The 22,871-nt window shown below is 54.8% G+C and carries 21 protein-coding genes and 2 tRNA genes; 10 read left to right on the forward strand and 13 right to left on the reverse strand.

Features of this window, described 5'->3' with window-relative positions; genetic code table 11:
- Positions 1 to 4: 4 nt before the first annotated feature.
- Positions 5 to 451, reverse strand: a complete 447-nt coding sequence (locus tag ACT9TW_RS13175; RefSeq protein WP_182060342.1) for a YccF domain-containing protein — start codon at positions 449 to 451, stop codon at positions 5 to 7.
- A 123-nt stretch (positions 452 to 574) separates the two neighbouring features.
- Between ACT9TW_RS13175 and helD the strand changes: the two genes are divergently transcribed.
- A complete protein-coding gene (gene helD, locus ACT9TW_RS13180) occupies positions 575 to 2,629 on the forward strand; it encodes a DNA helicase IV (protein WP_446492614.1) in 2,055 nt (684 codons plus the stop codon).
- A gap of 55 nt (positions 2,630 to 2,684) precedes the next feature.
- On the opposite strand, the gene mgsA is transcribed toward helD, so the two are convergent.
- Together mgsA and csgI are read right to left on the reverse strand one after the other, a co-directional pair.
- Complete coding sequence (mgsA, locus tag ACT9TW_RS13185) at positions 2,685 to 3,143, reverse strand: methylglyoxal synthase (RefSeq protein WP_182060344.1); 459 nt, start codon at positions 3,141 to 3,143, stop codon at positions 2,685 to 2,687.
- An 81-nt stretch (positions 3,144 to 3,224) separates the two neighbouring features.
- Positions 3,225 to 3,887, reverse strand: coding sequence for a curli synthesis inhibitor (csgI, locus tag ACT9TW_RS13190; protein WP_182060345.1), 663 nt, complete (start codon positions 3,885 to 3,887; stop codon positions 3,225 to 3,227).
- Between the two features lie 172 nt (positions 3,888 to 4,059).
- On the opposite strand from csgI, the gene ACT9TW_RS13195 reads away from it, so the two are divergent.
- A complete protein-coding gene (locus ACT9TW_RS13195; protein WP_014069634.1) occupies positions 4,060 to 4,473 on the forward strand; it encodes a CoA-binding protein in 414 nt (137 codons plus the stop codon).
- Positions 4,474 to 4,509: 36 nt separating this feature from the next.
- On the opposite strand, the gene hspQ is transcribed toward ACT9TW_RS13195, so the two are convergent.
- Both hspQ and rlmI read right to left on the reverse strand, forming a co-directional pair.
- A complete protein-coding gene (hspQ, locus tag ACT9TW_RS13200) occupies positions 4,510 to 4,827 on the reverse strand; it encodes a heat shock protein HspQ (protein ID WP_182060346.1) in 318 nt (105 codons plus the stop codon).
- A 60-nt stretch (positions 4,828 to 4,887) separates the two neighbouring features.
- Positions 4,888 to 6,078: a 23S rRNA (cytosine(1962)-C(5))-methyltransferase RlmI gene (rlmI, locus tag ACT9TW_RS13205; protein WP_182060347.1), complete on the reverse strand. Its 1,191-nt coding sequence runs from the start codon at positions 6,076 to 6,078 to the stop codon at positions 4,888 to 4,890.
- 93 nt (positions 6,079 to 6,171) lie between these two features.
- On the opposite strand from rlmI, the gene yccX reads away from it, so the two are divergent.
- Positions 6,172 to 6,453 carry an acylphosphatase gene (yccX, locus tag ACT9TW_RS13210; RefSeq protein ID WP_446492615.1) on the forward strand — a complete coding sequence of 94 codons (282 nt, stop codon included), beginning with the start codon at positions 6,172 to 6,174 and terminating at the stop codon, positions 6,451 to 6,453.
- Here yccX and tusE read toward each other — a convergent pair.
- Together tusE and yccA are read right to left on the reverse strand one after the other, a co-directional pair.
- Entirely contained in the window at positions 6,450 to 6,779 is a 330-nt protein-coding gene (gene tusE / locus ACT9TW_RS13215) for a sulfurtransferase TusE (protein WP_182063546.1), read from the reverse strand. The genes yccX and tusE overlap by 4 nt on opposite strands.
- Positions 6,780 to 6,868: 89 nt before the next feature.
- A complete protein-coding gene (gene yccA / locus ACT9TW_RS13220; RefSeq protein WP_182060349.1) occupies positions 6,869 to 7,528 on the reverse strand; it encodes an FtsH protease modulator YccA in 660 nt (219 codons plus the stop codon).
- Between the two features lie 269 nt (positions 7,529 to 7,797).
- Here yccA and ACT9TW_RS13225 point away from each other — a divergent pair, with 269 nt between their 5' ends.
- Positions 7,798 to 9,426 (forward strand): ABC transporter substrate-binding protein, encoded by a 1,629-nt coding sequence (locus ACT9TW_RS13225; protein ID WP_446492616.1) that lies wholly within the window; start codon positions 7,798 to 7,800, stop codon positions 9,424 to 9,426.
- 143 nt (positions 9,427 to 9,569) lie between these two features.
- Positions 9,570 to 9,657: transfer RNA gene (locus ACT9TW_RS13230), tRNA-Ser, on the forward strand.
- An 81-nt stretch (positions 9,658 to 9,738) separates the two neighbouring features.
- Here the strand turns inward: ACT9TW_RS13230 and ACT9TW_RS13235 are convergent.
- From ACT9TW_RS13235 to ACT9TW_RS13255, 5 genes are read right to left on the reverse strand one after another with little or no spacing between them, the layout of a single operon-like run.
- Positions 9,739 to 10,761, reverse strand: coding sequence for a LacI family DNA-binding transcriptional regulator (locus ACT9TW_RS13235; RefSeq protein ID WP_446492617.1), 1,023 nt, complete (start codon positions 10,759 to 10,761; stop codon positions 9,739 to 9,741).
- Positions 10,751 to 12,175 carry an inositol monophosphatase family protein gene (locus ACT9TW_RS13240; protein ID WP_446492618.1) on the reverse strand — a complete coding sequence of 475 codons (1,425 nt, stop codon included), beginning with the start codon at positions 12,173 to 12,175 and terminating at the stop codon, positions 10,751 to 10,753. Before ACT9TW_RS13240 ends, ACT9TW_RS13235 begins: the two co-directional genes overlap by 11 nt.
- 43 nt (positions 12,176 to 12,218) lie before the next feature.
- On the reverse strand, positions 12,219 to 13,322 hold the full coding sequence (locus ACT9TW_RS13245) for an ABC transporter substrate-binding protein (RefSeq protein WP_446492619.1): 1,104 nt from the start codon (positions 13,320 to 13,322) through the stop codon (positions 12,219 to 12,221).
- Between the two features lie 26 nt (positions 13,323 to 13,348).
- Positions 13,349 to 14,428, reverse strand: coding sequence for an ABC transporter ATP-binding protein (locus ACT9TW_RS13250; RefSeq protein WP_446492620.1), 1,080 nt, complete (start codon positions 14,426 to 14,428; stop codon positions 13,349 to 13,351).
- Between the two features lies 1 nt (position 14,429).
- Positions 14,430 to 16,253 carry an ABC transporter permease gene (locus tag ACT9TW_RS13255; RefSeq protein ID WP_446492621.1) on the reverse strand — a complete coding sequence of 608 codons (1,824 nt, stop codon included), beginning with the start codon at positions 16,251 to 16,253 and terminating at the stop codon, positions 14,430 to 14,432.
- 177 nt (positions 16,254 to 16,430) lie between these two features.
- Between ACT9TW_RS13255 and ACT9TW_RS13260 the strand changes: the two genes are divergently transcribed.
- The 5 genes from ACT9TW_RS13260 to mgtU all read left to right on the forward strand — a co-directional run bounded on the left by ACT9TW_RS13260 (position 16,431) and on the right by mgtU (position 20,978).
- Positions 16,431 to 16,518, forward strand: a tRNA-Ser gene (locus tag ACT9TW_RS13260).
- A gap of 667 nt (positions 16,519 to 17,185) precedes the next feature.
- Positions 17,186 to 17,881, forward strand: coding sequence for an MgtC family protein (locus ACT9TW_RS13265; protein WP_446492622.1), 696 nt, complete (start codon positions 17,186 to 17,188; stop codon positions 17,879 to 17,881).
- A gap of 155 nt (positions 17,882 to 18,036) precedes the next feature.
- A complete protein-coding gene (mgtA, locus tag ACT9TW_RS13270; RefSeq protein ID WP_446492623.1) occupies positions 18,037 to 20,769 on the forward strand; it encodes a magnesium-translocating P-type ATPase in 2,733 nt (910 codons plus the stop codon).
- A gap of 18 nt (positions 20,770 to 20,787) precedes the next feature.
- Positions 20,788 to 20,880 carry a protein MgtR gene (mgtR, locus tag ACT9TW_RS13275; protein ID WP_182060358.1) on the forward strand — a complete coding sequence of 31 codons (93 nt, stop codon included), beginning with the start codon at positions 20,788 to 20,790 and terminating at the stop codon, positions 20,878 to 20,880.
- 11 nt (positions 20,881 to 20,891) lie between these two features.
- Complete coding sequence (mgtU, locus tag ACT9TW_RS13280; RefSeq protein ID WP_251009858.1) at positions 20,892 to 20,978, forward strand: magnesium transporter protection protein MgtU; 87 nt, start codon at positions 20,892 to 20,894, stop codon at positions 20,976 to 20,978.
- 918 nt (positions 20,979 to 21,896) lie between these two features.
- Here the strand turns inward: mgtU and ACT9TW_RS13285 are convergent.
- Positions 21,897 to 22,862 carry a PDR/VanB family oxidoreductase gene (locus ACT9TW_RS13285; RefSeq protein WP_182060359.1) on the reverse strand — a complete coding sequence of 322 codons (966 nt, stop codon included), beginning with the start codon at positions 22,860 to 22,862 and terminating at the stop codon, positions 21,897 to 21,899.
- Between the last annotated feature and the right edge of the window lie 9 nt (positions 22,863 to 22,871).

Genomic DNA, 22,871 nt, shown 5'->3' on the forward strand with positions numbered 1-22,871 from the left:
TTAATTACTGAAAACGACGGCGGGCGTTTGCTTCGCGCGCGGCTTGCGCCACTTCAACCGGAACAACCCTGCGCCCGACTGGCCACAAGGCGATGGCAGCGATTTTGAAATTGGCGATCCCGACAGGAATGCCAATAATCGTGATGCACTGAGCAATACCTGCGAAGATGTGCATCAGACACAGCCACCAGCCAAAGAAAATCAGCCACAGGATGTTAAGCACAGTCCCGCCTGTGTTCATCAGCACGTTTTTGCTTTCCGGGTTCAGTTCGTCGACGTGTACAGCCTCGTTACCATAAGGAAAAAGCGACAGCCGGGTGATTTCCCAGCAGGAGCGCGTCAGCGGAAGGGTAAAAATGAGCACGATGCTCACCAGCGTGGCAATAAGCCAGGAAAGAGTGGTGGCAAAACCGCCAAGGACAAAATTAAGAATATTCAGAACGGTACGCATAAACCCTCAGTTCCTTTCGATATGATTAACGCTTAGTGATTGTAACGTTTTTTTAGGCTGGAGCACCTTAAAACTGGCAGTTAAACTGTCAGGTAAATTATCTCTTCGTGGATCAGGCAGGACATGGAACTGAAAGCAACTTCACTGGGCAAGCGCATGGCTCAACATCCTTACGATAAGGTTGTCCTTCTGAATGCAGGGGTAAAAGTCTCTGGCGAACGCCACGAATATCTCATTCCGTTTAATCAGCTTTTAGCTATCCACTGCAAGCGCGGGCTGGTCTGGGGCGAGCTTGAGTTTGTGTTGCCTGCCGAAAAGGTGGTTCGCCTCCACGGCACTGAATGGGCGGAAACGCAACGCTTCCATCATCATCTGAATAGCCTCTGGCGCCAGTGGAGCGACGAGATGAGCACCGTTGCCGCACAGGTGTTGCAGCAGGTTCTTGATGATATTGCACAAAGCAATGCGCAACAAAAATGGCTTACGCGCCAGCAAACCGTCGGTTTGCAGCAAAAGATTAAAGTGGCGCTTTCGGCACTGCCGTTGCCGGTTTCCCGTCTGGATGAGTTTGATAATTGCCGCGATGCCTGGCGGCAGTGTCAGGCATGGCTTACCGATATTGATAAAAGTCGGCTTGCCCATAACCAGGCATGGACGGACACCATGCTCACGCAGTACGCCGATTTCTTCAGTAACATTGAATCCTCACCGCTGAATCCGGCCCAGGCGCGCGCGGTGGTTAATGGTGAACACTCCCTGCTGGTGCTTGCCGGGGCAGGGAGCGGTAAAACGTCGGTGCTGGTGGCGCGGGCGGGCTGGCTCCTGACCACAGGCGAAGCGGTGGCCGACCAGATTTTGCTGCTGGCGTTTGGTCGTAAAGCCGCGCAGGAGATGGACGAGCGCATTCAGGAACGCCTGCACACACAGGATATTACCGCCAGAACCTTCCATGCCCTTGCGTTACACATTATCCAGCAGGGGAGCAAAAAGGTTCCTTCGATCAGCAAGCTTGAGAACGACACGCAGGCCCGCCAGTCGCTGTTTATTAAGACCTGGCAGCAGCAATGCAGCGAGAAAAAAGCCCAGGCAAAAGGCTGGCGCCAGTGGCTGGAAGAAGAACTTAACTGGGACGTGCCGGAAGGCAGTTTCTGGCAGGATGAAAAACTGGCGCGTCGCCTGGGCTCTCGCCTCGACCGCTGGGTAAGCCTTTTGCGGATGCACGGCGGGTCTCAGGCAGAAATGATTGAAAGTGCCCCGGAAGAGATCCGCGCGCTCTTTACGAAACGGGTCAAACTGATGGCCCCGCTGCTGAAAGCCTGGAAAACGGCACTGAAAGACGAAAGTGCGGTCGATTTTTCAGGGCTTATCCATCAGGCCATTATCATTCTGGAAAAAGGCCGCTTTGTGAGCCCGTGGAAACATATCCTTGTGGATGAATTCCAGGACATCTCACCCCAGCGCGCCGCGCTTCTTTCAGCGCTTCGGGCGCAAAATAAACACACATCACTGTTTGCCGTCGGCGATGACTGGCAGGCAATCTATCGCTTCAGTGGTGCTCAGCTATCACTGACAACCGCGTTCCATCACTATTTTGGCGAGGGCGATCGCAGCGATCTGGACACCACCTATCGTTTCAACTCACGCATCGGCGAAATCGCCAATCGATTCATCCAGCAAAACCCGCATCAGCTGGCCAAACCGCTTAACAGCCTGACGCCGGGGGATAAAAAAGCCGTCACCTTGCTGGCGGACGATCAGCTGGAGCCTCTGCTGGATAAACTGAGCGGCTATGCGAAACCCGAAGAGCGCATTTTGGTGCTGGCGCGTTATCACCACCTCAAACCGGCCGCGCTGGAAAAAGCGGCTACCCGCTGGCCTAAGCTCCAGCTCGATTTTATGACCATCCATGCCAGTAAAGGGCAGCAGGCCGATTACGTGATTGTGGTGGGGTTAAAAGAGGGCAACGATGGTTTCCCGGCCCCGGCGCGCGAATCGGTGATGGAGCAAGCCCTGTTGCCAGTACCGGAAGATTTCCCGGATGCTGAAGAGCGCCGTCTGCTGTATGTCGCGTTAACCCGCGCCCGCCACCGTGTATGGCTGCTGTTCAATAAAAATGAACCCTCAACGTTTGTCGATATTCTGAAGAGTATTGATGTACCGGTGGCGAAGAAGCCGTAACGGGAGGCAGGGTTTTGTAGGCCGGGTAAGGCGTAGTCGCCACCCGGCATAACATTCACTTCAGTCTTTCGGCAAGATAGCGCTGATAATCCGGGATCAGAATATCGACAGGGGAGCTGAACTGAGGTGATTCAATAATAAAGTCTGCTGTGGACAGGTTAGTCGCAACCGGGATATTCCATACTGTTGCAAGACGCAGCAGCGCTTTAACATCCGGGTCGTGCGGGACGGCATTCAACGGATCCCAGAAGAAAATCAGTACGTCAATTTTACCTTCCGAAATTTGCGCCCCAACCTGCTGGTCGCCGCCCATTGGGCCACTCAGCATGGCTTGAACCTCTAACCCGGTTTCACGGTGGATAAGGTTGCCGGTCGTACCCGTTGCTGAGAGGGTGTGGTTTTCCAGCATTGGCTGATGGCGGCGTACCCAGTTCAGCAGCATTTGTTTGCAGTGATCGTGCGCCACCAACGCAATGTGTTTGCGGGCAGGAAGCGTGCGTGTTGTCAGTTCCATAATCTTTTCCGTCAGGGTTAACTGGCTACAAGATGACGGGAAGCGCCTGATGCTGCAAGAGAAAGGGCAAAAAAATGTGGGTTACGACGAAGGTTGTTGTTTTGCCCATTGCAGAAACCGGGCCCGCGTATCGGGATCGGCCTGCTGGAACCAGAATTTAAGGCGTTGTTCGGTGAGCGTCTGCGACTGAGGTGGGATCACGTCCAGTTCGGATACGCCCGACAAAAGCGTGCTGTCATCCGCCATCATGGTAGCAAACTGAGGCAGCGACGCGCGTTTGCCCGCTTTATTATAGATTTCCGTATCCGCCTCATAATCAATGCCTTTCGGTGTTTTGGTGAGTGCCAGAATATCCAGCTTCACGGGGATAGGCATGGCATCGCCATCCAGCAGCTCAAGGCGCGGCCCCGACTCAAACGCCTGGGCCTCTTTTTCGGTCTCCAGACGGGGTAAGTTAAAGTTGACCTGGCTAATCCGCTGGGTGTTAAAACTGACAATCAGCGGCGGTGAGATATACATACGCTGTTCATGATTCGCCACGCGGATCGTCTTTTCTACCCGGAACACAAGCTGGTGTTGCCCGTTATCCAGTTCAATACTGTCAGCACCGCGAAGAAGCGAGCTGGAGACTTTTTTGCCGTCAAGCACCAGCAGGTCAATGTCGGTGGAGAGCCGTAGCGTTGTTGCAAAGACGCAAACCGGCATAACTAATGCAATCAGAGCAGAGGCAATGCCGGTTTTCATAGGGTGCTCCTGTGGAAAATACTATTTCTTAATAATGTATCTAAATTTTTCGAGAATCATGTTTACTAACATATAGACATATTCTGCGGTTTTGCCCTCATACATCTGTATGGGATAGATGGTTGCGATGTCCCCTTTGACGTACACTTTGAAAAAAGCCAGGAGGAAGACCATGAAAGAGAACGATATTGCTGACATTCTGACATCGACCCGAACCATTGCACTGGTGGGGGCGAGTGATAAACCCGACCGCCCAAGCTATCGGGTGATGAAGTATCTCCTGGACCAGGGCTACCACGTTATTCCGGTATCGCCAAAAGTCGCGGGGAAATCACTGCTGGGGCAACAGGGGTACGCTACCCTGGCCGATGTGCCGGAAAAAGTGGATATGGTGGATGTTTTCCGCAACTCAGAAGCGGCATGGGGCGTTGCTCAGGAAGCGATTGCTATCGGCGCGAAAACGTTGTGGATGCAGCTTGGCGTCATCAATGAACAGGCGGCGGTGCTGGCGCGCGAAGCCGGCCTGGCGGTGGTCATGGACAGATGTCCGGCAATCGAAATTCCCCGTCTGGGGCTGGCGAAGTAATAAAAAAAGCCCGGTATCGGGCTTTTTTTTTCACGCTTAGTTGCGCAGGCGAGGGGCCTGTAGCTGTTTGCGAATGGTCCGGGCAAGCTCATCCATCGTGGGTTGCTCGGGATGCTCATCCTGAAGTTCGCCGCTAAGCTGCGCTTCGGCAAGATAGGTATGGACAGGCTGCCCATCATCATCTTCCATCACCACATGATACCAGGGGGCAACGCGAAGCTCTGCGTCGACCGCCAGCTCATCAGCTGACGGTTCATCAAGGGAATACTCCGGGTCGATATCCACGACCACACCCAAATAGCCCAGTAAGGTGTGGCGGACCTGCTGGCCGATACCGAATTTGCTGGCAATCATAGTCACCTCCCGGGAAACATTACATACACTCAAGGTGTGGGCAATATTTCTCTTTTCAAGTTACATGACGCGACAGGCAAACCCTTTCAGATACAGCCCTTCCGGGTAGGTAGCGATCACCGGATGATCGGCCGCCTGACGGAACTGCTCTATAAATTGTACATCACGGCCAGCATCTATAGCGGCATCGGCGATGATTTTCTGAAATAAATCTGTCGTCATCAGGCCAGAACAGGAGAATGTCAGCAGAACGCCACCCGGGTTCAACAGCTGGATAGCCAGCATGTTGATGTCTTTATAGCCGCGGCAGGCACCCATCAGCTGGCTTTTGTTCTCGACGAATTTCGGTGGGTCCATCACGATAACGTCAAACTTCTCGCCCTGATCGCGATATTTACGCAGCAGTTTGAACACGTCATCGCGCACGAACTCCGCTTTGCTCAGATCCAGCTTATTCAGCTCGACGTTCTGTTTTGCCACATCCAGCGCTTCCTGCGATGTATCCACGCTCACCACCTGAGCACAGCCGCCCATCAGCGCAGAAACCGCGAAACCACCGGTGTAGGAGAAACAGTTCAGCACGCGTTTGTTCTCAACGTACTGGCGCGTGGCCAGGCGGCTATCGCGCTGGTCGAGGTAATACCCGGTTTTGTGCCCACCCTGGATATCAACCAGCAGCTTCATACCGTGTTCTTCAATAGGTAGCAGGGCAGGTGGCAGTTCACCCGTTACCGGGCCTTGCGTCAGCTCCAGACCTTCTTTCTTACGTACGGCAACATCGCTGCGGTCGTAAATGGCGCATTCAGGGAACAGGTTTTGCAGCGCGCTAATTAGGGCTGCACGCTGATACTCAGCGCCCGCGCTCAGCAATTGCAGCACCAGGAAATCACCAAAACGGTCGATAGTGATGCCCGGCAGTCCGTCAGATTCCCCGGCAATCAGACGATAGCTGTCCAGCCCGTCGCGTTTTGCCAGCCACTCGCGCCACTGTTGTGCCTGTTGCAGGCGGCGGGTAAAGAACGCAATGTCGATGGTTTCGTCTTTATCAAAGGTCCAGACGCGCGCGCGGATCTGGGATGCAGGCGAGTATGCGCCACGCGCTAACCATTTCCCCTGATGATCAACGATATCGATGGTTTCACCGAGGCTGGCTTTGCCTTCCATGCGGGTTACTGCGCCAGAAAAGACCCAGGGATGGCGGCGCAGTAATGACTTCTCGCGCCCTTTGGCTAACACTAAACGTACACTCATAATTTGCTATTCTGTCGATTCCAATGAAATGGCCGCCATTTTCCCGAGTTCAGTGAGGAAATGCAACGCGCCAGACGGATAAGGGGAAGGAAGATGTCAAAAGTCTGCACTATTGCCTGGGTTCACGGCACCGTTCAGGGCGTGGGCTTCCGCTACAGCACCCAGCGAGAGGCCGTCCAGCTAGGGCTTACCGGGTACGCACGCAATATGGATGACGGCAGCGTCGAGGTGGTGGCCTGCGGTGACGCGGAACAGGTAGAGCGGCTGGTGGCGTGGTTAAAAGCGGGCGGGCCGCGCAGTGCACGGGTTGATAAGGTGTTGACGGAGCCGCATCAACCCGGCCGGGAATACGTTAACTTTGGTATTCGCTATTAAATACACTTCACAGGCTTGGGCAGACCGGCGATTTTTGTCGCCTGTTTTGCCGGGCCTTTCGGGAAGAGACGATACAGGTAACGGCTGTTGCCTTTCTCTTCGCCGAATTTGTTCGCCATCGCCTTAACCAGCATCCGGATAGCCGGAGAGGTGTTGAATTCCAGGTAGAATTCACGCACAAAACGCACCACTTCCCAGTGTTCTGGCGACAGGGTGATGGCCTCTTTCTGCGCAATCACTTCTGCCAGCGCTTCGCTCCACTGGCTGCTCTCTTTCAGATAACCGTCGGCGTCGGTTTCTATCTCTTTACCTTCAAAGCTCAACATAATCATTCACACGTCAGTCAAAAACCTGCGCAGTGTACCAAAAAAAACAAAGCCCCGCATAAGCGGGGCCCGGTTCAACGCACTGTTGGTTAATCGCGGCTGGCGAAGCCCAGGATGCTCAACAGGCTGACGAAGATGTTGTACAGCGACACATACAGGCTCACGGTCGCGCGGATGTAGTTCGTCTCGCCACCGCGAATAATGTTGCTGGTTTCCATCAGGATCGCGCCAGAGGAAATCAGGATAAACACCGCGCTGATTGCCAGGTGCAGGGCAGGCAGTTGCAGGAAGATGTTTGCCACCATACCTACCAGTACCACCACGATACCCGCCATCAGCATCCCGCCGAGGAAGGACATGTCCTTGCGCGTGGTCAGAACGTAAGCCGAGCAGCAGAAGAACACCAGTGCAGTACCGCCCAGCGCCAGACCGATAAGGTCACCCATGCCTGCAGACAGATAGGCATTCAGCATTGGCCCCAGGATGTAGCCCAGGAAGCCGGTAAAGGCGAACGCAGACAGAATACCTACTGGCTTATCCGCGGTTTTGTAGGTCAGGAACATCAGACCATACATTCCCACCAGCGTCAGGATCAGGCCCGGTGACGGCAGCATCAGAAGGGTGCTGGCGGTTGCGGTGATCGCAGAAAACGCCAGCGTCAGGCTGAGCATGAAATAAGTATTGCGCAGCACCTTGTGGGTGCTGAGTAGCGATGTGCGGTCGCGTGAAGAACTAATAATACGATCCATGAGTCACTCTCTTATGACAGATGTAATTAACGGCAAGAATAGGAAACAGGACGCCAGTTACAAAGCGGTTTTACCCATCTTTACTCAACGCGTTAGCGCCAGTGTTGGTTGTTTATACCGCAAAAATTCGTTTCTTCAGCATGAAGAGTGGTATGGCGAATTTATTCAGATCAACCTCTTATAGGTTACTGAAAAATATTGCGTTATTACAGCCTGAACGCTAAGAGTAATTCCCGGATCGTCATAAAACAGACAATAAGGCGAAGGACATGAAATCACAATCACGCACTAACTTTACACTTTCTTTGTTAACCGCAGGCATCCTGTGCGCAAGCACGGCAAGCCAGGCGGCTAACGTGCCAGCAGGAACACAGCTGGCAGAGAAACAGGAACTGGTCAGGAATAATGGTAACGAACCGGCATCACTCGATCCGCACAAAGTCGAAAGCGATGTCGAATTCAATATTCTCAGCGATTTATTCGAAGGGCTGGTGAGTGTCTCCCCTACGGGTGAAATCCAGCCGCGGCTGGCAGATAAGTGGGAGAACAAAGACAACACCGTCTGGACATTCCACCTGCGCCCGGGCATTACGTGGAGCGATGGAACTGCCATTACCGCGCAGGATGTTGTGTGGAGCTGGCAGCGTCTGGTTGATCCGAAGACCGCCTCACCCTACGCCAGTTACCCGGGCAATATGCATATTGTGAATGCTGCCGCCATCGCTCAGGGCAAACAGGCACCCGACACACTTGGGGTGAAAGCCGTTAACGATACCACCCTGGAAGTGACGCTCACCCAGCCAAACGCCGCCTTCCTTGCCATGCTGGCGCACCCGTCGATGGTACCGGTTGATAAGGTGCTGATTAATCGCTTTGGCGAGAAGTGGACCAAGCCAGAGCACCTCGTCACCAGTGGGGCCTACAAGCTGTCACAGTGGGTGGTCAATGAGCGGATTGTCGCTGAGCGTAACCCGCGCTACTGGGATAACGCGCATACCGTTATCAACAAGGTCACCTATCTGCCAATCACCTCTGAAGCCGCTGATGTGAACCGCTATAAAGCCGGTGAGATCGACATCGTTTATACGGTGCCAATCAACCAGTTTGCCCAGCTGAAAAAAACCATGGGTACAGAGCTGGATGTCTCTCCGCAGCTGGCAACCTATTACTACGAATTCAACACCACCCGGCCACCGTTTAACGATGTTCGCGTGCGTAAAGCGCTGAACATGGCGCTGGATAAAGACATCATTGCCGACAAAGTGTTAGGGCAGGGGCAACGCCCGGCGTGGCTTATCAGCCAGCCTGATATCGGCGGTGTCACGCTGAAGAGCCCGGATTACGCCAGCTGGCCAATGGACAAACGTATTGCTGAGGCGAAAAAACTGCTGGAAGAGGCCGGGTTCAACGCCAGCCACCCGCTGAGCTTTAACCTGCTCTATAACACCTCTGAATCGCACCAGCGTATTGCGATTGCTGCCAGTTCTATGTGGAAGAAAAATCTCGGCGTGGAAGCGAAGCTGAAAAACCAGGAGTGGAAAACCATGCTGGACACCATGCATACCCACAACTTTGATGCGGTGCGCTATGCGTGGATTGCCGATTACGACGATGCCGCAACATTCCTGAATAACTTCCGTACCGGTGACAGCGAAAACACCAGCCAGTACAGCAACCCGGATTACGATCAGGCGCTGGTGAACGCGGCGAAAGCGAAAAGCACACAAGAGCGCGGGCAATTCTACCAGCAGGCGGAAGATCTGTTAGGGCGTGATGTGCCGGCGATCCCGGTCTATCACTATGTCCGTACGCACCTGGTCAAGCCGTGGGTGGGTGGTTTTACGCCAGACAAGTTGGGCTACTACTACACCAAAGATATGTACATCAAAAAACACTAGGCGTGAGCGGGCACGTTATGCTGATAAAATGGTCAATGCGTTGTCAATTCAACCGATTAAACACGTTTTGGCTATTTTTGAAGCGAACGGAAGCAATCACACTTTACAGAGCGCAGTGAGGTGTTTATAGTTCGCTTCACTTAGGAAGCGTGGCCGAGCGGTTGAAGGCACCGGTCTTGAAAACCGGCGACCCGAAAGGGTTCTAGAGTTCGAATCTCTACGCTTCCGCCAAATTCGAAAACCCTGCGATAGCAATATCGCAGGGTTTTTTCGTTTCTGACGCAAAACCCTGCCCGCAGTGGGCTGGGCGGGCTAACCCGCCGAACCGAGCGTCTTCCGCTTCACCAGCCGCGCAGTAAACAATCGGCTGGCCGGTTTACTGTCCTCCGGGGCCAGCAGCAATTCACAAACCGCCTGCGCCATCTCTGCCAGCGGCTGTGAGAACGTCGTTAGCTGATAGCCCAGCCAGCTGGCCTGCTCGATATCATCAAAACCTATAACGCTGATATCTTCAGGAACGCGCAGGCCAAACTCGTGGCGCGCGGCATCAATAAATCCACAGGCGATAAGATCCGTCACGCAGAACACCCCATCCGGGCGCGCCATCTGGCTGAGCAATTCACGTGCAGCAAGGACGCCCGTCTGATAACAGGTGCTGCCTGGCCGGGTGATCGCCACGTCGGTTCCGGTTTCAGCCGCCGCCTCCAGAAAACGCGTTTCACGGGTCACCATGCTCGGGGAGCGGGACGAGGACGAAACAATCGCCAGGCGCTGACATTTTGCGGCAATCAGGTGGTCAAATGCCTCTTTCATCGTCGAACTGTAATCGATGTCTATATTGTCTGCGCTGGGGAACTGGCCCATGCGGTTGATCAAAATTACCTGCTGCCCGCTTTGCAGACACAGCTCAATCAGCGAACCAGGCGGCTTGCCAGACAACACAATGGTGGCCGTTGAACGGTAATTCAGCGTTTGCTGCACGGCTTCTCTGGCGCTCGCTTCGTCGTCGTCGGTGTTGATCACCATCACCGCGCGTCCGGCCTGATGCAGGCGGCGGGTCAGATGTTCAAGCAGGCTGGACTGCCAGGGAAAAGCAAGATTACCGCCCAGAATACAGACCGGGCGGCTCTCCTCCCGGGAAAGCCCACGCGCCAGATGGTTGACGTGATAATTCAAAGCCCCGGCGGCGGCCAGCACCTTACGTCGGGTATCGTCAGACACGCTGCGACCGGGCGTAAAAGTCCGGGACACCGCAGAGCGGGACACGCCGGCAAGACGCGCCACTTCAGTGGCGCTGGCAAAACCGGGATTTTTTTTCTGGCTGCTACTGCTCATGACAGGTTTCCACTGCGGCAATTGCCCGTTCACGGATAATGGCATGTTCAGCCAGGCGGATCAGCGACGGCTTCGGCGTTTCAAACCACTCATCCGGGTGAAGCTCACGCCGGTCGCGGATCAGGGCGATCGCGTCATCCAGAGTGGGAAAGCGCTCAGGGCATTCCAGATGCATAAACAACGCCACCAGTGCCACAGAGCGGCTGCGCCCGCCGCGACAGTTGACAAGGATATTGCCGCGCTTGCGATTGCGGTAAGACGCTTTATCCGGGATCTGCTGTAACAGTGCCGAGCGCATCAGCTGATACCCGGCGTGCAGCATCTCCGGGGCATTACCTTCGCCGTCAATCAGCCCCAGTTTGTAATAGCGAACCGGGCCAGCGCCATGAGAGAGCAGATGCGGTGCAGCGCCCTTTTCAGGCGTGGATACCCAGTCGATATCCAGGTTGACCGCACAATTAATGACCACGCCGATATTATGTTCCGCCAGCAGAGCAACGTCGCTTACCCCACCTGAACCGCCAATGTAAATATCCATCCCCCAGCCGGGGAAATCTTCCACAATCAGGCTCATCGGCGGGCGCGGGTAGCGCACTGTCTCTGGTATCACTGGTAGTGACCCTGCCAGCGGAATGCCGGTGGCGCGGGCAAGCTCATCCGCAATACCGGGCGCAACGGCCAGCACCGGCAGGCCATTGAAGATCCCGTCGGCACTGTCAGGAATGCTCCCCGTCTTACCGCCTGCCTCACGTACCAGCAGCAGTCCTGCCAGGCAGTCCCAGGCATTCATATGGATTTCGATATACCCGTCGGTACGTCCTTCCGCCACCCAGGCCAGCGCCAGCGCGCCGGAGCCGCCCCGACGCACGCTGGCACCCAGACCGAGCAGGGACGCCATGACCTGAAGATAGTGCTCCTGGCTGTGACGTGAAGACCAGCCCAGCTCCACGGCCGCCCGCCGGGTGTCGGTAATGGCGGTACAGCGCAGGGGCTGATCGTTTTTCAGCGCATAATGGCCACGGCGCGCCAGATAAAGCTCCTGGCTGACCGGGTTATAAATCGCCCCCAGTTCGGTGACACCGTGGCAAACCCAGGCCATGCACACACAAAAATGGGGAATTCCACGGGCGAAGTTGGCGGTGCCATCAATCGGATCCACTACCCACAAGCTCTTCGTACTGGCGGGCTGACTGGCGGTTTCCTCACCGAGGATCAGATCCTCAGGGAAGGCGGCAGAAATAGCTTCTGACACCAGCTTCTCGACGAAGGTATCGGCCTCGGTCAGGATATCCTGATGCCCCTTGAGTTCATATTCGCCTGCTTTACGCGAGCGGAAGAAGCGCAGGGCGGTATCGCCCGCGTCGACGATAATGCGCCTGAGCGCCGCTTCACGTTGTTCAATATCGTGAGTCATCAAAGTGTGCTGCCTGTTCAGATTAAACAATGTTCGCTGAAGACTACTTTTTGTAGTTCAGGCTCCAGATATCCTGCCAGTCCTGGCGGCTTGCCCAGTCGCCCTGTACGGTGGCTGTCAGGTATTCCATCAGCTCGCTGCGGTGCGATTCAATGCCGGAGGCTTCATCGGCGGGCAGTTTCACCGTCTGGTTGGTGGACATTTTGCCGTCCACACCCTGCGGTGCGATACCTTCGGCGCTCAGCAGATAGTGAATAAACAGCTTCGCGGTGTTAGGGCTTTTGCTCCCCGTAGCCACCACGCCCAGGCTCGGGTAATTCCAGCCAATAAACGGCTTCAGGCCGCTGCACAGGCCCAGCTTCATGCCCTGTTTGTTGTCACGGAATTTTGCGGTAGACACCAGACCCACAAAGTCAGTTTTGCTGTCCGGCGCGCCGATGGCAGACGCGGCATCATTATCGGAATGGGTGAGCAGCACGCCGTTGCCCGCCAGCGCCTTCACAAAGGCTGCGGTGGCGGATTTCTCGTCGGTTTGCAACGGTTTGCCAAATTCCTGCTGATAGGCATCCCGCACCTGCTGGTCGTAGTGTGTTTCCATCTGGCTGAACCAGTCGGTATAGGCCGGTTTGCTGGTGGGATCCTGCATCGCGACGCGGCCACGCCATTTTGGCTCGGTCAGTTGCCAGAGATTCGTCACCGGGCAGGTGGTGTGATGATCGGTATTGTAGGCAAACACGTTCGGCGCCAGCACGACGGTTAACGGGGTCTGATAGCGGGCGGCAATATTGCCTTTCAGATCGTCCGGGACCCAGCTCTGCACATAACCTTTATCCAGCAGCTGCGTCACCCCGGCAGGGGCATCCTCAACAATCGCCACATCGGCACGCACATTTTTGGCCTGAGCTTCACGGCTCATGATTTCAATAATCTGCGGTGCATCGGCCTTCACGCCCACCGCCTGCAAGCCGTACTGTTCGCTGAACGCTTTCGCCTGCTGCACGATTTTCCCGGTAGAGGCGTAAACGGTGATCGGCTGCTCCTGCTTTGCAGCCGCAATCAATTTTTGCAGGTCGAACGTCTCAGCCTGCGCGGCGGTGCTGCTCAGCAGGGCACTGGCGATAAGTACGGCGGACAAATTGCGCTTCATTGTGATTCCTTAAGAGTCAATGGGAGTTAATTCGCGGTAACGTCGTGACGCAGTCCGTTGCTGTTGAAAAAGTGCAGGGAGGATGTCGGAAGCTGACAATGCACCTGCTGGCGCGCCTGCCAGCGCGGCCTTAACTGTGTGGAGTGGAACAGCCTGTCTTCTCCGGCAACCAGTTCAATCACCCAGCTTCCTCCGGTGGGCATAATGTTATCGATGGTCATCGGAATGGCATTGAGACTCGACTCATCGCTCAGCACGATCTCCTCCGGACGGATGCCGCAGAGCCGGGTCTGGTCGTGCAGGATGAAGCGTTGTTGCAGATGTTGTGCAAGGCGGCTCAAAGGCTGATGCAGCGTGATCATGTTCAGGCGCGGCGTGCCAATAAATTCCGCCACAAAGCGATTGGCCGGGGTCGCGTAAATCTCATCCGGCGTGCCCACCTGCTGCATATATCCGGCGCTCATCACGGCAATGGTGGTGGCTAAGGTCATGGCTTCCCACTGATCGTGGCTGACGAAAACAATCGTGGTGCCAAAGGTTTCATGCAGGCGGCGCAGTTCGGCGCGCATTTCCAGACGCAGCGTGGCATCGAGGTTAGAAAGCGGTTCATCCAGCAGCAGTACGCCGGGATTCACTGCCAGCATTCGCGCCAGGGCCACGCGCTGCTGCTGGCCACCGGAAAGCTGGGCCGGAAAGCGTTTGGCGTAATCAGCGATGCGCAGTTTTTCCATCACATCCTGGCAGCGGGCGATGCGCTCTTTGGTCGGCACTTTTTGTAAACGCAGGCCAAAATCCACGTTCTGCTCCACGGTCATGTGCGGCCACAGCGCGTAGCTCTGGAACACCAGGCCAATCCCGCGTTTTTCCGGGGGAACGTACGTGCCCCGGACCACGGAATCGACCACCTTGTCGCCGATACGGATCTCGCCACCGCTGGCGTGCTCAATGCCGGCAATCATCCGCAGGATCGTGGTTTTCCCGCAGCCGGACGGCCCCAGCAGGCACATAAACTCACCGTCTTTCACCGTCAGGTTGATACTGTTTACCGCCGGGGTATCACAGCCGGGGTAGGTTTTGGTGAGGTTCGTTAATTGGATATCAGGCATCTTATTTCTCCAGGCCATCAGCCAGACCGGTGCCGGTGATTTTCTGAATAATCACCGTGCCAGCCCATGAAATCAGCGCAATCATCAGCACCACGGCGTTGGCCGCTTGCTGGTAGTTGTAGTCAATCAGTCGCAGGGACCAGGTGGTCATCACATCCGTTGCCGGAGTGGCAAGGATCACAAACAGGCTGACTCCTTTAATTCCTGAGATAAACGGCAGCAGGATCCCGGTGGCCAGTGGCGCCGCCTGAATCGGGATAACGATGCGGCGGATACGGGCGAACCAGCCAGCCCCGGCGATCCGAGCCGCCTCTTCGGCCTCTTTCCCGAGCTGAGTCATCGCCGCGATCCCCGAGCGGCTGGCGTAGGGCATTTTTTCGGCAATCAGCGCCAGGATCAGGATAAACGGCGTACCGTACAGCGCCGGAACCGGCCCACGGGCCACGGCAAACAGCGAAAGAAAGGCGGTGGCAAAGGCAATGCCGGGCACCAGATATGGCAGGAAGGTCAGCTGGCGCAGGAAGGCGGCAACCCAGCGGAAGTGACAGCGCATCACCGCGTAACCCACCAGCAGGCCCAGCACGCCACAGGCGATGGAGGCCGAGCCGACAATCACCAGCGTGTTCCACACCGTGTGCCAGAACTCCGGCGTCAGCAGAATGCCGTTGTGCAGGGCTACGGTATCGAGGTTGTGGCCAATCCAGTAATCGAAGGTAAAGTTTTCGGCAGTAAAGCGGCCCGGCAGGATCATCACCGTCGACAGGAACAGAGTCAGCAGGGGGATTGCCACACCCAGCAGCACGAACAGCAGCGGCAGCGCGGCAGCGGCGGTGCGCCAGCGGCCCAGAGTGCGGCGGCGTTCCATCACGCCTTTACCGCCAAGCGTCACAAAGCGTTTTGCTTCGCGCAGCATTTTCATGTCCAGCATCAGGGTCAGCATCCCCATCAGCATAATGACTGTTGCAATCACCGCCGCCACGCCTGACTGGCGCGTACTTATCGCCCGGTACAGCCCGGTGGAGAGGGTATCGAAATGCACCGGCAGGCCAAGAATGTAGGGCAGGGCGAATTCGCCGATGCAGTCCGCGAAAATCAGCAGCGCGCTTGAAAGCAGCGCCGGGCGTACCAGCGGGATAATAATTTTAAAGGCGATAACCCCGCGAGAGGCACCAAGTACCCTGGCGCACTCTTCCATCTGGCTGTCCATGCGCTTCAGGGCGTTCCCGACAATCAGAATCACCAGCGGCGCGTAGTGCAGCACCATAATGGTGACTATCGGAAAATAGCCGTAGGCCATCCAGTTCGGGGTCTGGATCCCCATGGCCTCCAGCCAGCCCGGCTGGCCGCCGATGGCGTGGTTTTTGAAAATGGTGCTCCACGCCAGCGCAAAGGTCCACGAAGGCAGCATAAACGGCACGATAAGCAGGGTGGCAAACCATTTTCGGCCAGCGATATCGGTACGATTAATCAGCCACGCCAGCGCGACACCGACGATTAACGCTATGGCGACAGTGCTCAGCGCGACCGCCAGGGTATTGAGAAGTGGCGTCCAGAGCAGCAGCTCTGACATGCGTGATGTTAACGTACGCAGCAGATACCAGGCGGTAAATGTTCCTTCTGATGCCCCGGTGCGGCCTTCATCACCGCTCTGTACCAGAACGGCATTCAGCAACACCGACATCACCGGTGCGAGGATTATCCAGCTGAACAGCATCAGCAGCAGCGCACCCAGAAGATTGGCGGGCTCATGGCTGACAATTGACAGCGTATGGCGGACCTTGCGCCACGTGCTGTGGCGTGGGTTGATATCGGATTGGTAAGACACGCGTTTACCCCTGACTATGAAAGACAGTCGGGAATATATCGAGGCAATGTTACAGTTTTGCTAATTTTTTGCACATATGTGCAAAAATGTCCGGGACAGGAAAAACAGGAACACTTTCAAAATCTTCAATTCCCGCTTTACATAGCGCGCAGAGATGTTTATAGTGCGCCTCACTTTGGAAGCGTGGCCGAGCGGTTGAAGGCACCGGTCTTGAAAACCGGCGACCCGAAAGGGTTCTAGAGTTCGAATCTCTACGCTTCCGCCAAATTTGAAAACCCTGCGATAGCAATATCGCAGGGTTTTTTCGTTTTTGTTGTTTAACCCGTAAGCTGACGTGGTCCGCGCCTTGTCGCAAAGCGGTAGACCGGGATCTCTCAGGCCTCGTACTACAACTGGAAAGCGGCTGGATTTTCAATTTGACCATTCAGGCTGCTTAGTTCTGTCCCGGCTATAAATGGCGCGCGTTGGGCCAGGATTTGGTGCTGATCGTGCTGAATGCGGAGATCGTGACGTCGATAATTAATGGCGTCTTTGATTAGGGAATTAACCCCGTTCGCGGCGGGACTTGCGGATTAAGGTTATTCTAAACAAATCGTCACCAAAGCGAGATTTTAACTTTACTCGAATAATTGAATGACTATAATGAGCACAAATTCACGCAGGAGAAATATGTTGGACAGTCACCCTTACTTAAACATCAAGGCAAGCTGACGCTATTTTTTCTGCGCTGCTTGCCAACCGGCGGGCAGCAATCTCCTCATCCAGACGATTGCATCCCATAAAGAATAACGCAGCATGGCTGCGAGGATAATCGTCATGTTCATGTTTAAAAATACATTATTCCCTCCACCATCAACGCGACGTTAATCGCCTTTCCGGCGACAATTGGTCGTGTGCTTTAATAAAGCACATAGTTAATTCTTCCAGCATAAATGGAGGAAGCTATGTTGATGTTTCCTTATATCGCAAATTTACTCGCTGCGATGCTATTGGGCGCGCTGATTGGCGCTGAAAGACAGTGGCGTCAGCGTATGGCCGGCCTACGCACCAACGCGTTGGTCGCCACCGGCGCGGCAGTTTTTATTCTGAGCTCCATTTCTACATCGCCGGACAGCCCGGGACGTATTGCCGCGCAGGTAGTTTCTGGCATTGGTTTTCTCGGCGCCGGCGTCATCATGCGTGAAGGTATGAACGTGCGCGGCCTGAATACCGCCGCAACCTTGTGGTGCTCTGCGGCGATTGGCGTGCTGTGCGGACTGGGCCAGTTCTGGCAAGCGGCGGCGGCAACACTGATAATCCTCTGCGCCAATATTCTACTGCGCGAAGCGGCGCAGAGAATTAATCAGATCCCCGGCGCGACAGAAGAAGAGAAATGCTACGTTCTGAATATTGTCTGTCAAAGCGAATATGAAAACGCGATTCGTCAGCTATTGCTTAATATCAGTAAAGAGATGACGCTCAGCCTTCAGGGACTGATGTCGACAGCAGCAAAAGAACAAGGGCATAAAGAAATCCGCATCGAACTGGTGGGTAATACCGACTGCCGCAAAGCGCGAGATCTTATTATGTCGAGAATTGGCGGGAACGAAAACATTACGTCAGTCCGCTGGTGTGTCGAGGGGAGTTAATCTCACGGCTATTCTACTTTGACATTCATTTATCTAAGGAGGGAATAATGGATATTCCCAGGAAATTAAAGTAATAAGCGTTTAATAACGTAAAAATTAATTATGCATAAGTCATTTATGCAGGGATAACGACGTCTTAAATTTGAGGATTAATCATGACTGACATGAAAATAGAAAACCGGAAAATAAACCGGTCTGCGTCAGAAAATGATAAGCAGCATAAAAAAAGCTTTGCCATTGAAACCGAGGCATTTAACAGCCCGGATCATACGCTGGCGCGGTTAAACAGCAGTCGCCACGGGCTCACCACCGAAGATGCCCTGGAACGACTGGATGAATATGGCCGCAATGAAGTGGCGCATGAGCAGGCACCGCCGGCGTTGATCCAGCTTTTGCAGGCATTCAATAACCCGTTTATCTATGTCCTGATGGCGCTGGCCGCCGTCAGTTTCGTGACCGATTACTGGCTACCGCTGCGTAACGGTGAAGAGACCGATCTGACCGGGATCATTATTATCGTCACGATGGTTAGCCTGAGCGGGTTATTGCGTTTCTGGCAGGAGTTTCGTACCAACAAAGCGGCACAGGCGCTGAAATCCATGGTCCGCACCACGGCGACGGTGCTGCGTCGCGGTCCCGGGAATATGGGGCCGGTGCAGGAGGAGATTGCCATTGAGGAGCTGGTGCCCGGTGACATCATCTTCCTGGCGGCGGGGGATCTGGTTCCGGCGGACGTCCGTTTGCTGGAGTCCCTGGACCTGTTTGTCAGTCAGTCGATACTCAGCGGCGAGTCGCTACCGGTTGAGAAGTATGATGTTCTGGCCAGCGTTTCCGGCAAAGGGTGTGACAGGCTTCCTGAGCCGAACAAAGATAAAAGCCTGCTGGAGATGGGCAATATCTGTCTGATGGGCACTAACGTGACCAGCGGCAGGGCGCAGGCGGTGGTAGTGGCCACTGGAAACCGTACCTGGTTTGGTTCGCTGGCGAAATCTATCGTCGGCACGCGTACCCAGACGGCGTTCGACCGCGGGGTAAACAGCGTCAGCTGGCTGCTGATCCGCTTTATGCTGGTGATGGTACCGATTGTGCTGCTGATTAACGGCTTCAGCAAAGGTGACTGGGTTGAGGCCTCGCTGTTTGCCCTGGCGGTAGCGGTTGGCCTGACGCCGGAAATGCTGCCGATGATCGTCAGCTCCAACCTGGCGAAAGGCGCTATCGCCATGTCGCGGCGCAAAGTGATTGTCAAACGGCTGAACGCCATTCAGAACTTTGGCGCTATGGACGTGCTGTGTACCGATAAAACTGGCACGCTGACTCAGGATAATATCATCCTTGAGCATCACCTGGATGTTAGCGGTCATGAGAGCGACCGGGTGCTGACGCTGGCCTGGCTGAACAGCAGCAGCCAGAGCGGGGCGCGCAACCTGATGGACCGGGCGGTGCTGCGCTTTGGCGAGGGCAGGATTGCGCCAGCGACCAAAGAGCGTTTTGTCAAACTTGATGAACTGCCGTTTGATTTTGTACGCCGTCGGGTATCGGTTTCGGTGGACGATGTTCGCCACGGTGACAAAAGCCTGATCTGCAAAGGCGCTGTCGAAGAGATGCTGATGGTCGCCACGCATCTTCGTGAAGGCGATAACGTTGTGCCGCTGGATGAAACCCGACGCGATCTGCTGTTAGCCAAAACGAAGGACTATAACGCCCAGGGCTTCCGCGTGCTGCTGGTCGCAACCCGCAAGCTGGATGACTCCGCTCTGACCACGCCGCTGTGCAACGCCGATGAGCAGGGGCTGACGGTTGAAGGGATGCTGACTTTCCTCGATCCGCCGAAAGAGAGCGCGGGAAAAGCCATTACCGCGCTGCGCGATAATGGCGTGGCGGTGAAAGTGCTGACCGGCGATAATCCGGTGGTTACGGCGCGTATTTGTCTGGAAGTAGGCATCGATACCCATGGCATCCTGACCGGCGGCCAGATTGAAGCGATGACGGATCGCGAACTGGAGCGCGAAGTGGAAACGCGCTCGGTATTTGCGAAGCTAACGCCGCTGCAGAAGTCGCGCATCCTGAAAACGCTGCAGAAAAACGGCCACACCGTCGGCTTTCTCGGCGACGGCATCAACGATGCGCCGGCCCTGCGCGATGCTGACGTAGGCATTTCGGTCGACAGCGCGGCGGATATCGCTAAAGAGGCATCGGATATCATCCTGCTGGAAAAGGATCTGATGGTGCTGGAAGAAGGGGTGATCAAAGGACGTGAGACCTTCGGCAATATCATTAAGTACCTGAATATGACCGCCAGCTCTAACTTCGGCAATGTCTTCTCAGTACTGGTGGCCAGCGCGTTTATTCCGTTCCTGCCGATGCTGGCGATTCATCTGCTAATCCAGAACCTGATGTACGATCTCTCCCAGCTCTCGCTGCCGTGGGACAAAATGGACAAAGAGTTTCTGCGTAAGCCGCGCAAGTGGGATGCGAAGAATATCGGCCGTTTTATGCTGTGGATTGGCCCAACGTCGTCCATTTTTGATATCACCACCTTCGCGCTGATGTGGTACGTGTTTGCGGCAAATAACGTTGAGGCCCAGGCGCTGTTCCAGTCCGGGTGGTTTATTGAAGGGCTGCTGTCGCAAACGCTGGTGGTGCATATGCTGAGAACGCAGAAAATTCCGTTTATCCAGAGCCGGGCGACGTTGCCGGTGCTGCTCACCACCGCGGTGATTATGGCGATCGGGATCTACATTCCATTCTCGCCGCTGGGAGCGATGGTGGGACTGGAGCCGCTGCCGCTGAGCTACTTCCCATGGCTGGTCGCGACGCTGCTCAGCTATTGTCTGGTGGCGCAGGGTATGAAGAGTTTCTATATCAAACGTTTCGGTCAGTGGTTCTGATGATAAGGAGTCGCAGAGATGAATCGTTCTCCGGACACCATCATTGCGCTGATCTTTTTCCTGATGGGTTTGCTGGTGCTGCTGCTGGCAATCTGGCAAATCCCGTTCTGAAAGGGGGCGCGATGCGTAGAGGATCGCTGGATAAAGTCTTTATTCAGGTGGCGATTATTGCGGCCATCATTATTCTGCTGACAATCTGGATTAGATAAGAGGATTTTTGTCTCGTCTGTTTGCCGGGCGGCGGCTGACGTCTTGCCCGGCATACTGTTCACGTTAGGAAATTGAAATTCTTTCAGCCCTGCAACGTGGGCGTGCGTCGCTACTGCTGTGCCTCGCTGGACTGCATCAATGTCCGCTTCTGTTCAGTTGCATCTTCCAATACTTTTCTTATTCGGGGTCAGGGTCACAATGAAGACATTACTAACATCGGGGTGTATTAATCAACGGGGGGCAGGTCAAAGTAGTTGTAAAAACAATTGAATTGAGCTCTCTGCACCTTAAGCCAAATATGTTGTGAAAAATTATAGAGTTACATATTTTTACAAGTATTCACTTCTCACACACTTTTGGTGCGTGCAATAGTCATCTCGCACGAAATGATAAAAGAGGGATTTTGTGTATGGTTGGCGAGTGTCATTGGCCGCTGTTTAAATCATTTCAATCGGAGTCCGGTAATGATAATTCCAAAGAATAAAAATTACATTTCATTATTGTTGTCAATTGTTATCTCAGCAATACTAATAAAGAATTCATCATTGAATGTCCTTTCTGAAGGGAAAAATATCATGGACGGTATCATATCCGTTCTATGTTTTATTGGTGTATTTTTTGTTGCTAAGAAAGCGCTGTCATTGCGCGATATTGGTAACTAGTGTGATATGTTGTGGTCGCTTCTGCCTTTCCAGCCTTCATAAAATTTCAAATCTACTGGATAGGGCGATTTTGTCTTTATTTATCACATATGGATCAGTCTCGTTATCAAATATTATTTATAGAAAAGCTGAAAGTTTATTTAAATGGCTTTTTGTGACAAGTCATATCTAACTACCACGACGATATGACATCCTGGCCAGCCGTAACTGGCCAGGAGCAGGCCATTTATATCAACCTATGCTCCCGCCAGCACTTCACAACCCAATCACCAGCTCCCCCGAATGGCTCCGCGAGCAGCACAGCGCCACCTGCTGGTCACGGGCGCCTTTTTCTTCTGCCGATTGCACGGTATCCCGATGATCCACCACGCCGTCGATAACCGGCGTCAGACATGCACCGCAAATCCCCATCTCGCAGGACAGCGGGACCGCCACGCCATTTTCCAGCAGTACCTGAGCAATCGTTTTATCCGCAGGCACGGGCCAGCGTTCTCCGGTTGATGCCAGGGTGACGGTAAACACATCGCCTGTGTCTGCGTTAGCGGCGGGAACGACGGGCTGGAATGCCTCACTGTGGATATGCGTTTCGGCCCAGCCTTTCCCGGCCGCTACGTCACGGACTTTGGTCATAAATTCGACCGGGCCGCAGGTGTATACATGTAACCCGTCATGCGCTGCTGGCAGATCCTGGCTAAGCCGTGCGCGTGGGCTTTCTCCCTCGCAGGAGGCGTGAATGATACACTCGCCGTTACGCCATCCACCCGACACTTCGCGGACAAACGCCGCGTTTTCACGTTTTTTAACGTAATAGTGCAGGGTAAATGGCGTACCAGAGGCCTCAAGCTGAAGGGCCATTGCGTACAGCGGCGTAATGCCAATCCCTGCCGCCAGCAACACAACCCGTTCCGCCTGATTAAGCGGAAACAGATTGCGCGGGGAGGAGATAGACAGCTTCTGCCCCGGGCGCAGCGTCTCGTGGATATAGCGCGAACCGCCGCGTGACGCCGTTTCTCGCCCGACGCAGATAAGATAGCTTTCGTCCCCACACGCCCCGGTCAGGGAGTACTGGCGAATAATCCCGCAGGGCAGATGCACGTCAATGTGCGCCCCGGGCTGCCAGCCAGGCAGGGTTTCGCCGTTCTCTGCCACCAGCCTGACGGCCAGGCTCTTGTCGCCCTGGCGCCACAGCCCGTCAACAATAACGCTCAGCATCTCGCTCATCTTGCCCCT

The sequence above is a fragment of the Enterobacter sp. C4G1 genome, from assembly GCF_052886895.1.

What these genes read in the sequence shown, in the direction of transcription:
- csgI (WP_182060345.1), bottom strand. Translation starts at nt 3,887, where the DNA reads ATGAAAACCGGCATTGCCTCTGCTCTGATTGCATTAGTTATGCCGGTT.
- mgtA (WP_446492623.1), top strand. Translation starts at nt 18,037, where the DNA reads ATGACTGACATGAAAATAGAAAACCGGAAAATAAACCGGTCTGCGTCA.
- helD (WP_446492614.1), top strand. Translation starts at nt 575, where the DNA reads ATGGAACTGAAAGCAACTTCACTGGGCAAGCGCATGGCTCAACATCCT.
- hspQ (WP_182060346.1), bottom strand. Translation starts at nt 4,827, where the DNA reads ATGATTGCCAGCAAATTCGGTATCGGCCAGCAGGTCCGCCACACCTTA.
- ACT9TW_RS13175 (WP_182060342.1), bottom strand. Translation starts at nt 451, where the DNA reads ATGCGTACCGTTCTGAATATTCTTAATTTTGTCCTTGGCGGTTTTGCC.
- ACT9TW_RS13235 (WP_446492617.1), bottom strand. Translation starts at nt 10,761, where the DNA reads ATGAGCAGTAGCAGCCAGAAAAAAAATCCCGGTTTTGCCAGCGCCACT.
- yccX (WP_446492615.1), top strand. Translation starts at nt 6,172, where the DNA reads ATGTCAAAAGTCTGCACTATTGCCTGGGTTCACGGCACCGTTCAGGGC.
- ACT9TW_RS13240 (WP_446492618.1), bottom strand. Translation starts at nt 12,175, where the DNA reads ATGACTCACGATATTGAACAACGTGAAGCGGCGCTCAGGCGCATTATC.
- mgtU (WP_251009858.1), top strand. Translation starts at nt 20,892, where the DNA reads ATGCGTAGAGGATCGCTGGATAAAGTCTTTATTCAGGTGGCGATTATT.
- mgsA (WP_182060344.1), bottom strand. Translation starts at nt 3,143, where the DNA reads ATGGAACTGACAACACGCACGCTTCCTGCCCGCAAACACATTGCGTTG.
- ACT9TW_RS13245 (WP_446492619.1), bottom strand. Translation starts at nt 13,322, where the DNA reads ATGAAGCGCAATTTGTCCGCCGTACTTATCGCCAGTGCCCTGCTGAGC.
- ACT9TW_RS13195 (WP_014069634.1), top strand. Translation starts at nt 4,060, where the DNA reads ATGAAAGAGAACGATATTGCTGACATTCTGACATCGACCCGAACCATT.
- ACT9TW_RS13265 (WP_446492622.1), top strand. Translation starts at nt 17,186, where the DNA reads ATGGAGGAAGCTATGTTGATGTTTCCTTATATCGCAAATTTACTCGCT.
- ACT9TW_RS13225 (WP_446492616.1), top strand. Translation starts at nt 7,798, where the DNA reads ATGAAATCACAATCACGCACTAACTTTACACTTTCTTTGTTAACCGCA.
- tusE (WP_182063546.1), bottom strand. Translation starts at nt 6,779, where the DNA reads ATGTTGAGCTTTGAAGGTAAAGAGATAGAAACCGACGCCGACGGTTAT.
- ACT9TW_RS13285 (WP_182060359.1), bottom strand. Translation starts at nt 22,862, where the DNA reads ATGAGCGAGATGCTGAGCGTTATTGTTGACGGGCTGTGGCGCCAGGGC.
- yccA (WP_182060349.1), bottom strand. Translation starts at nt 7,528, where the DNA reads ATGGATCGTATTATTAGTTCTTCACGCGACCGCACATCGCTACTCAGC.
- rlmI (WP_182060347.1), bottom strand. Translation starts at nt 6,078, where the DNA reads ATGAGTGTACGTTTAGTGTTAGCCAAAGGGCGCGAGAAGTCATTACTG.
- mgtR (WP_182060358.1), top strand. Translation starts at nt 20,788, where the DNA reads ATGAATCGTTCTCCGGACACCATCATTGCGCTGATCTTTTTCCTGATG.
- ACT9TW_RS13250 (WP_446492620.1), bottom strand. Translation starts at nt 14,428, where the DNA reads ATGCCTGATATCCAATTAACGAACCTCACCAAAACCTACCCCGGCTGT.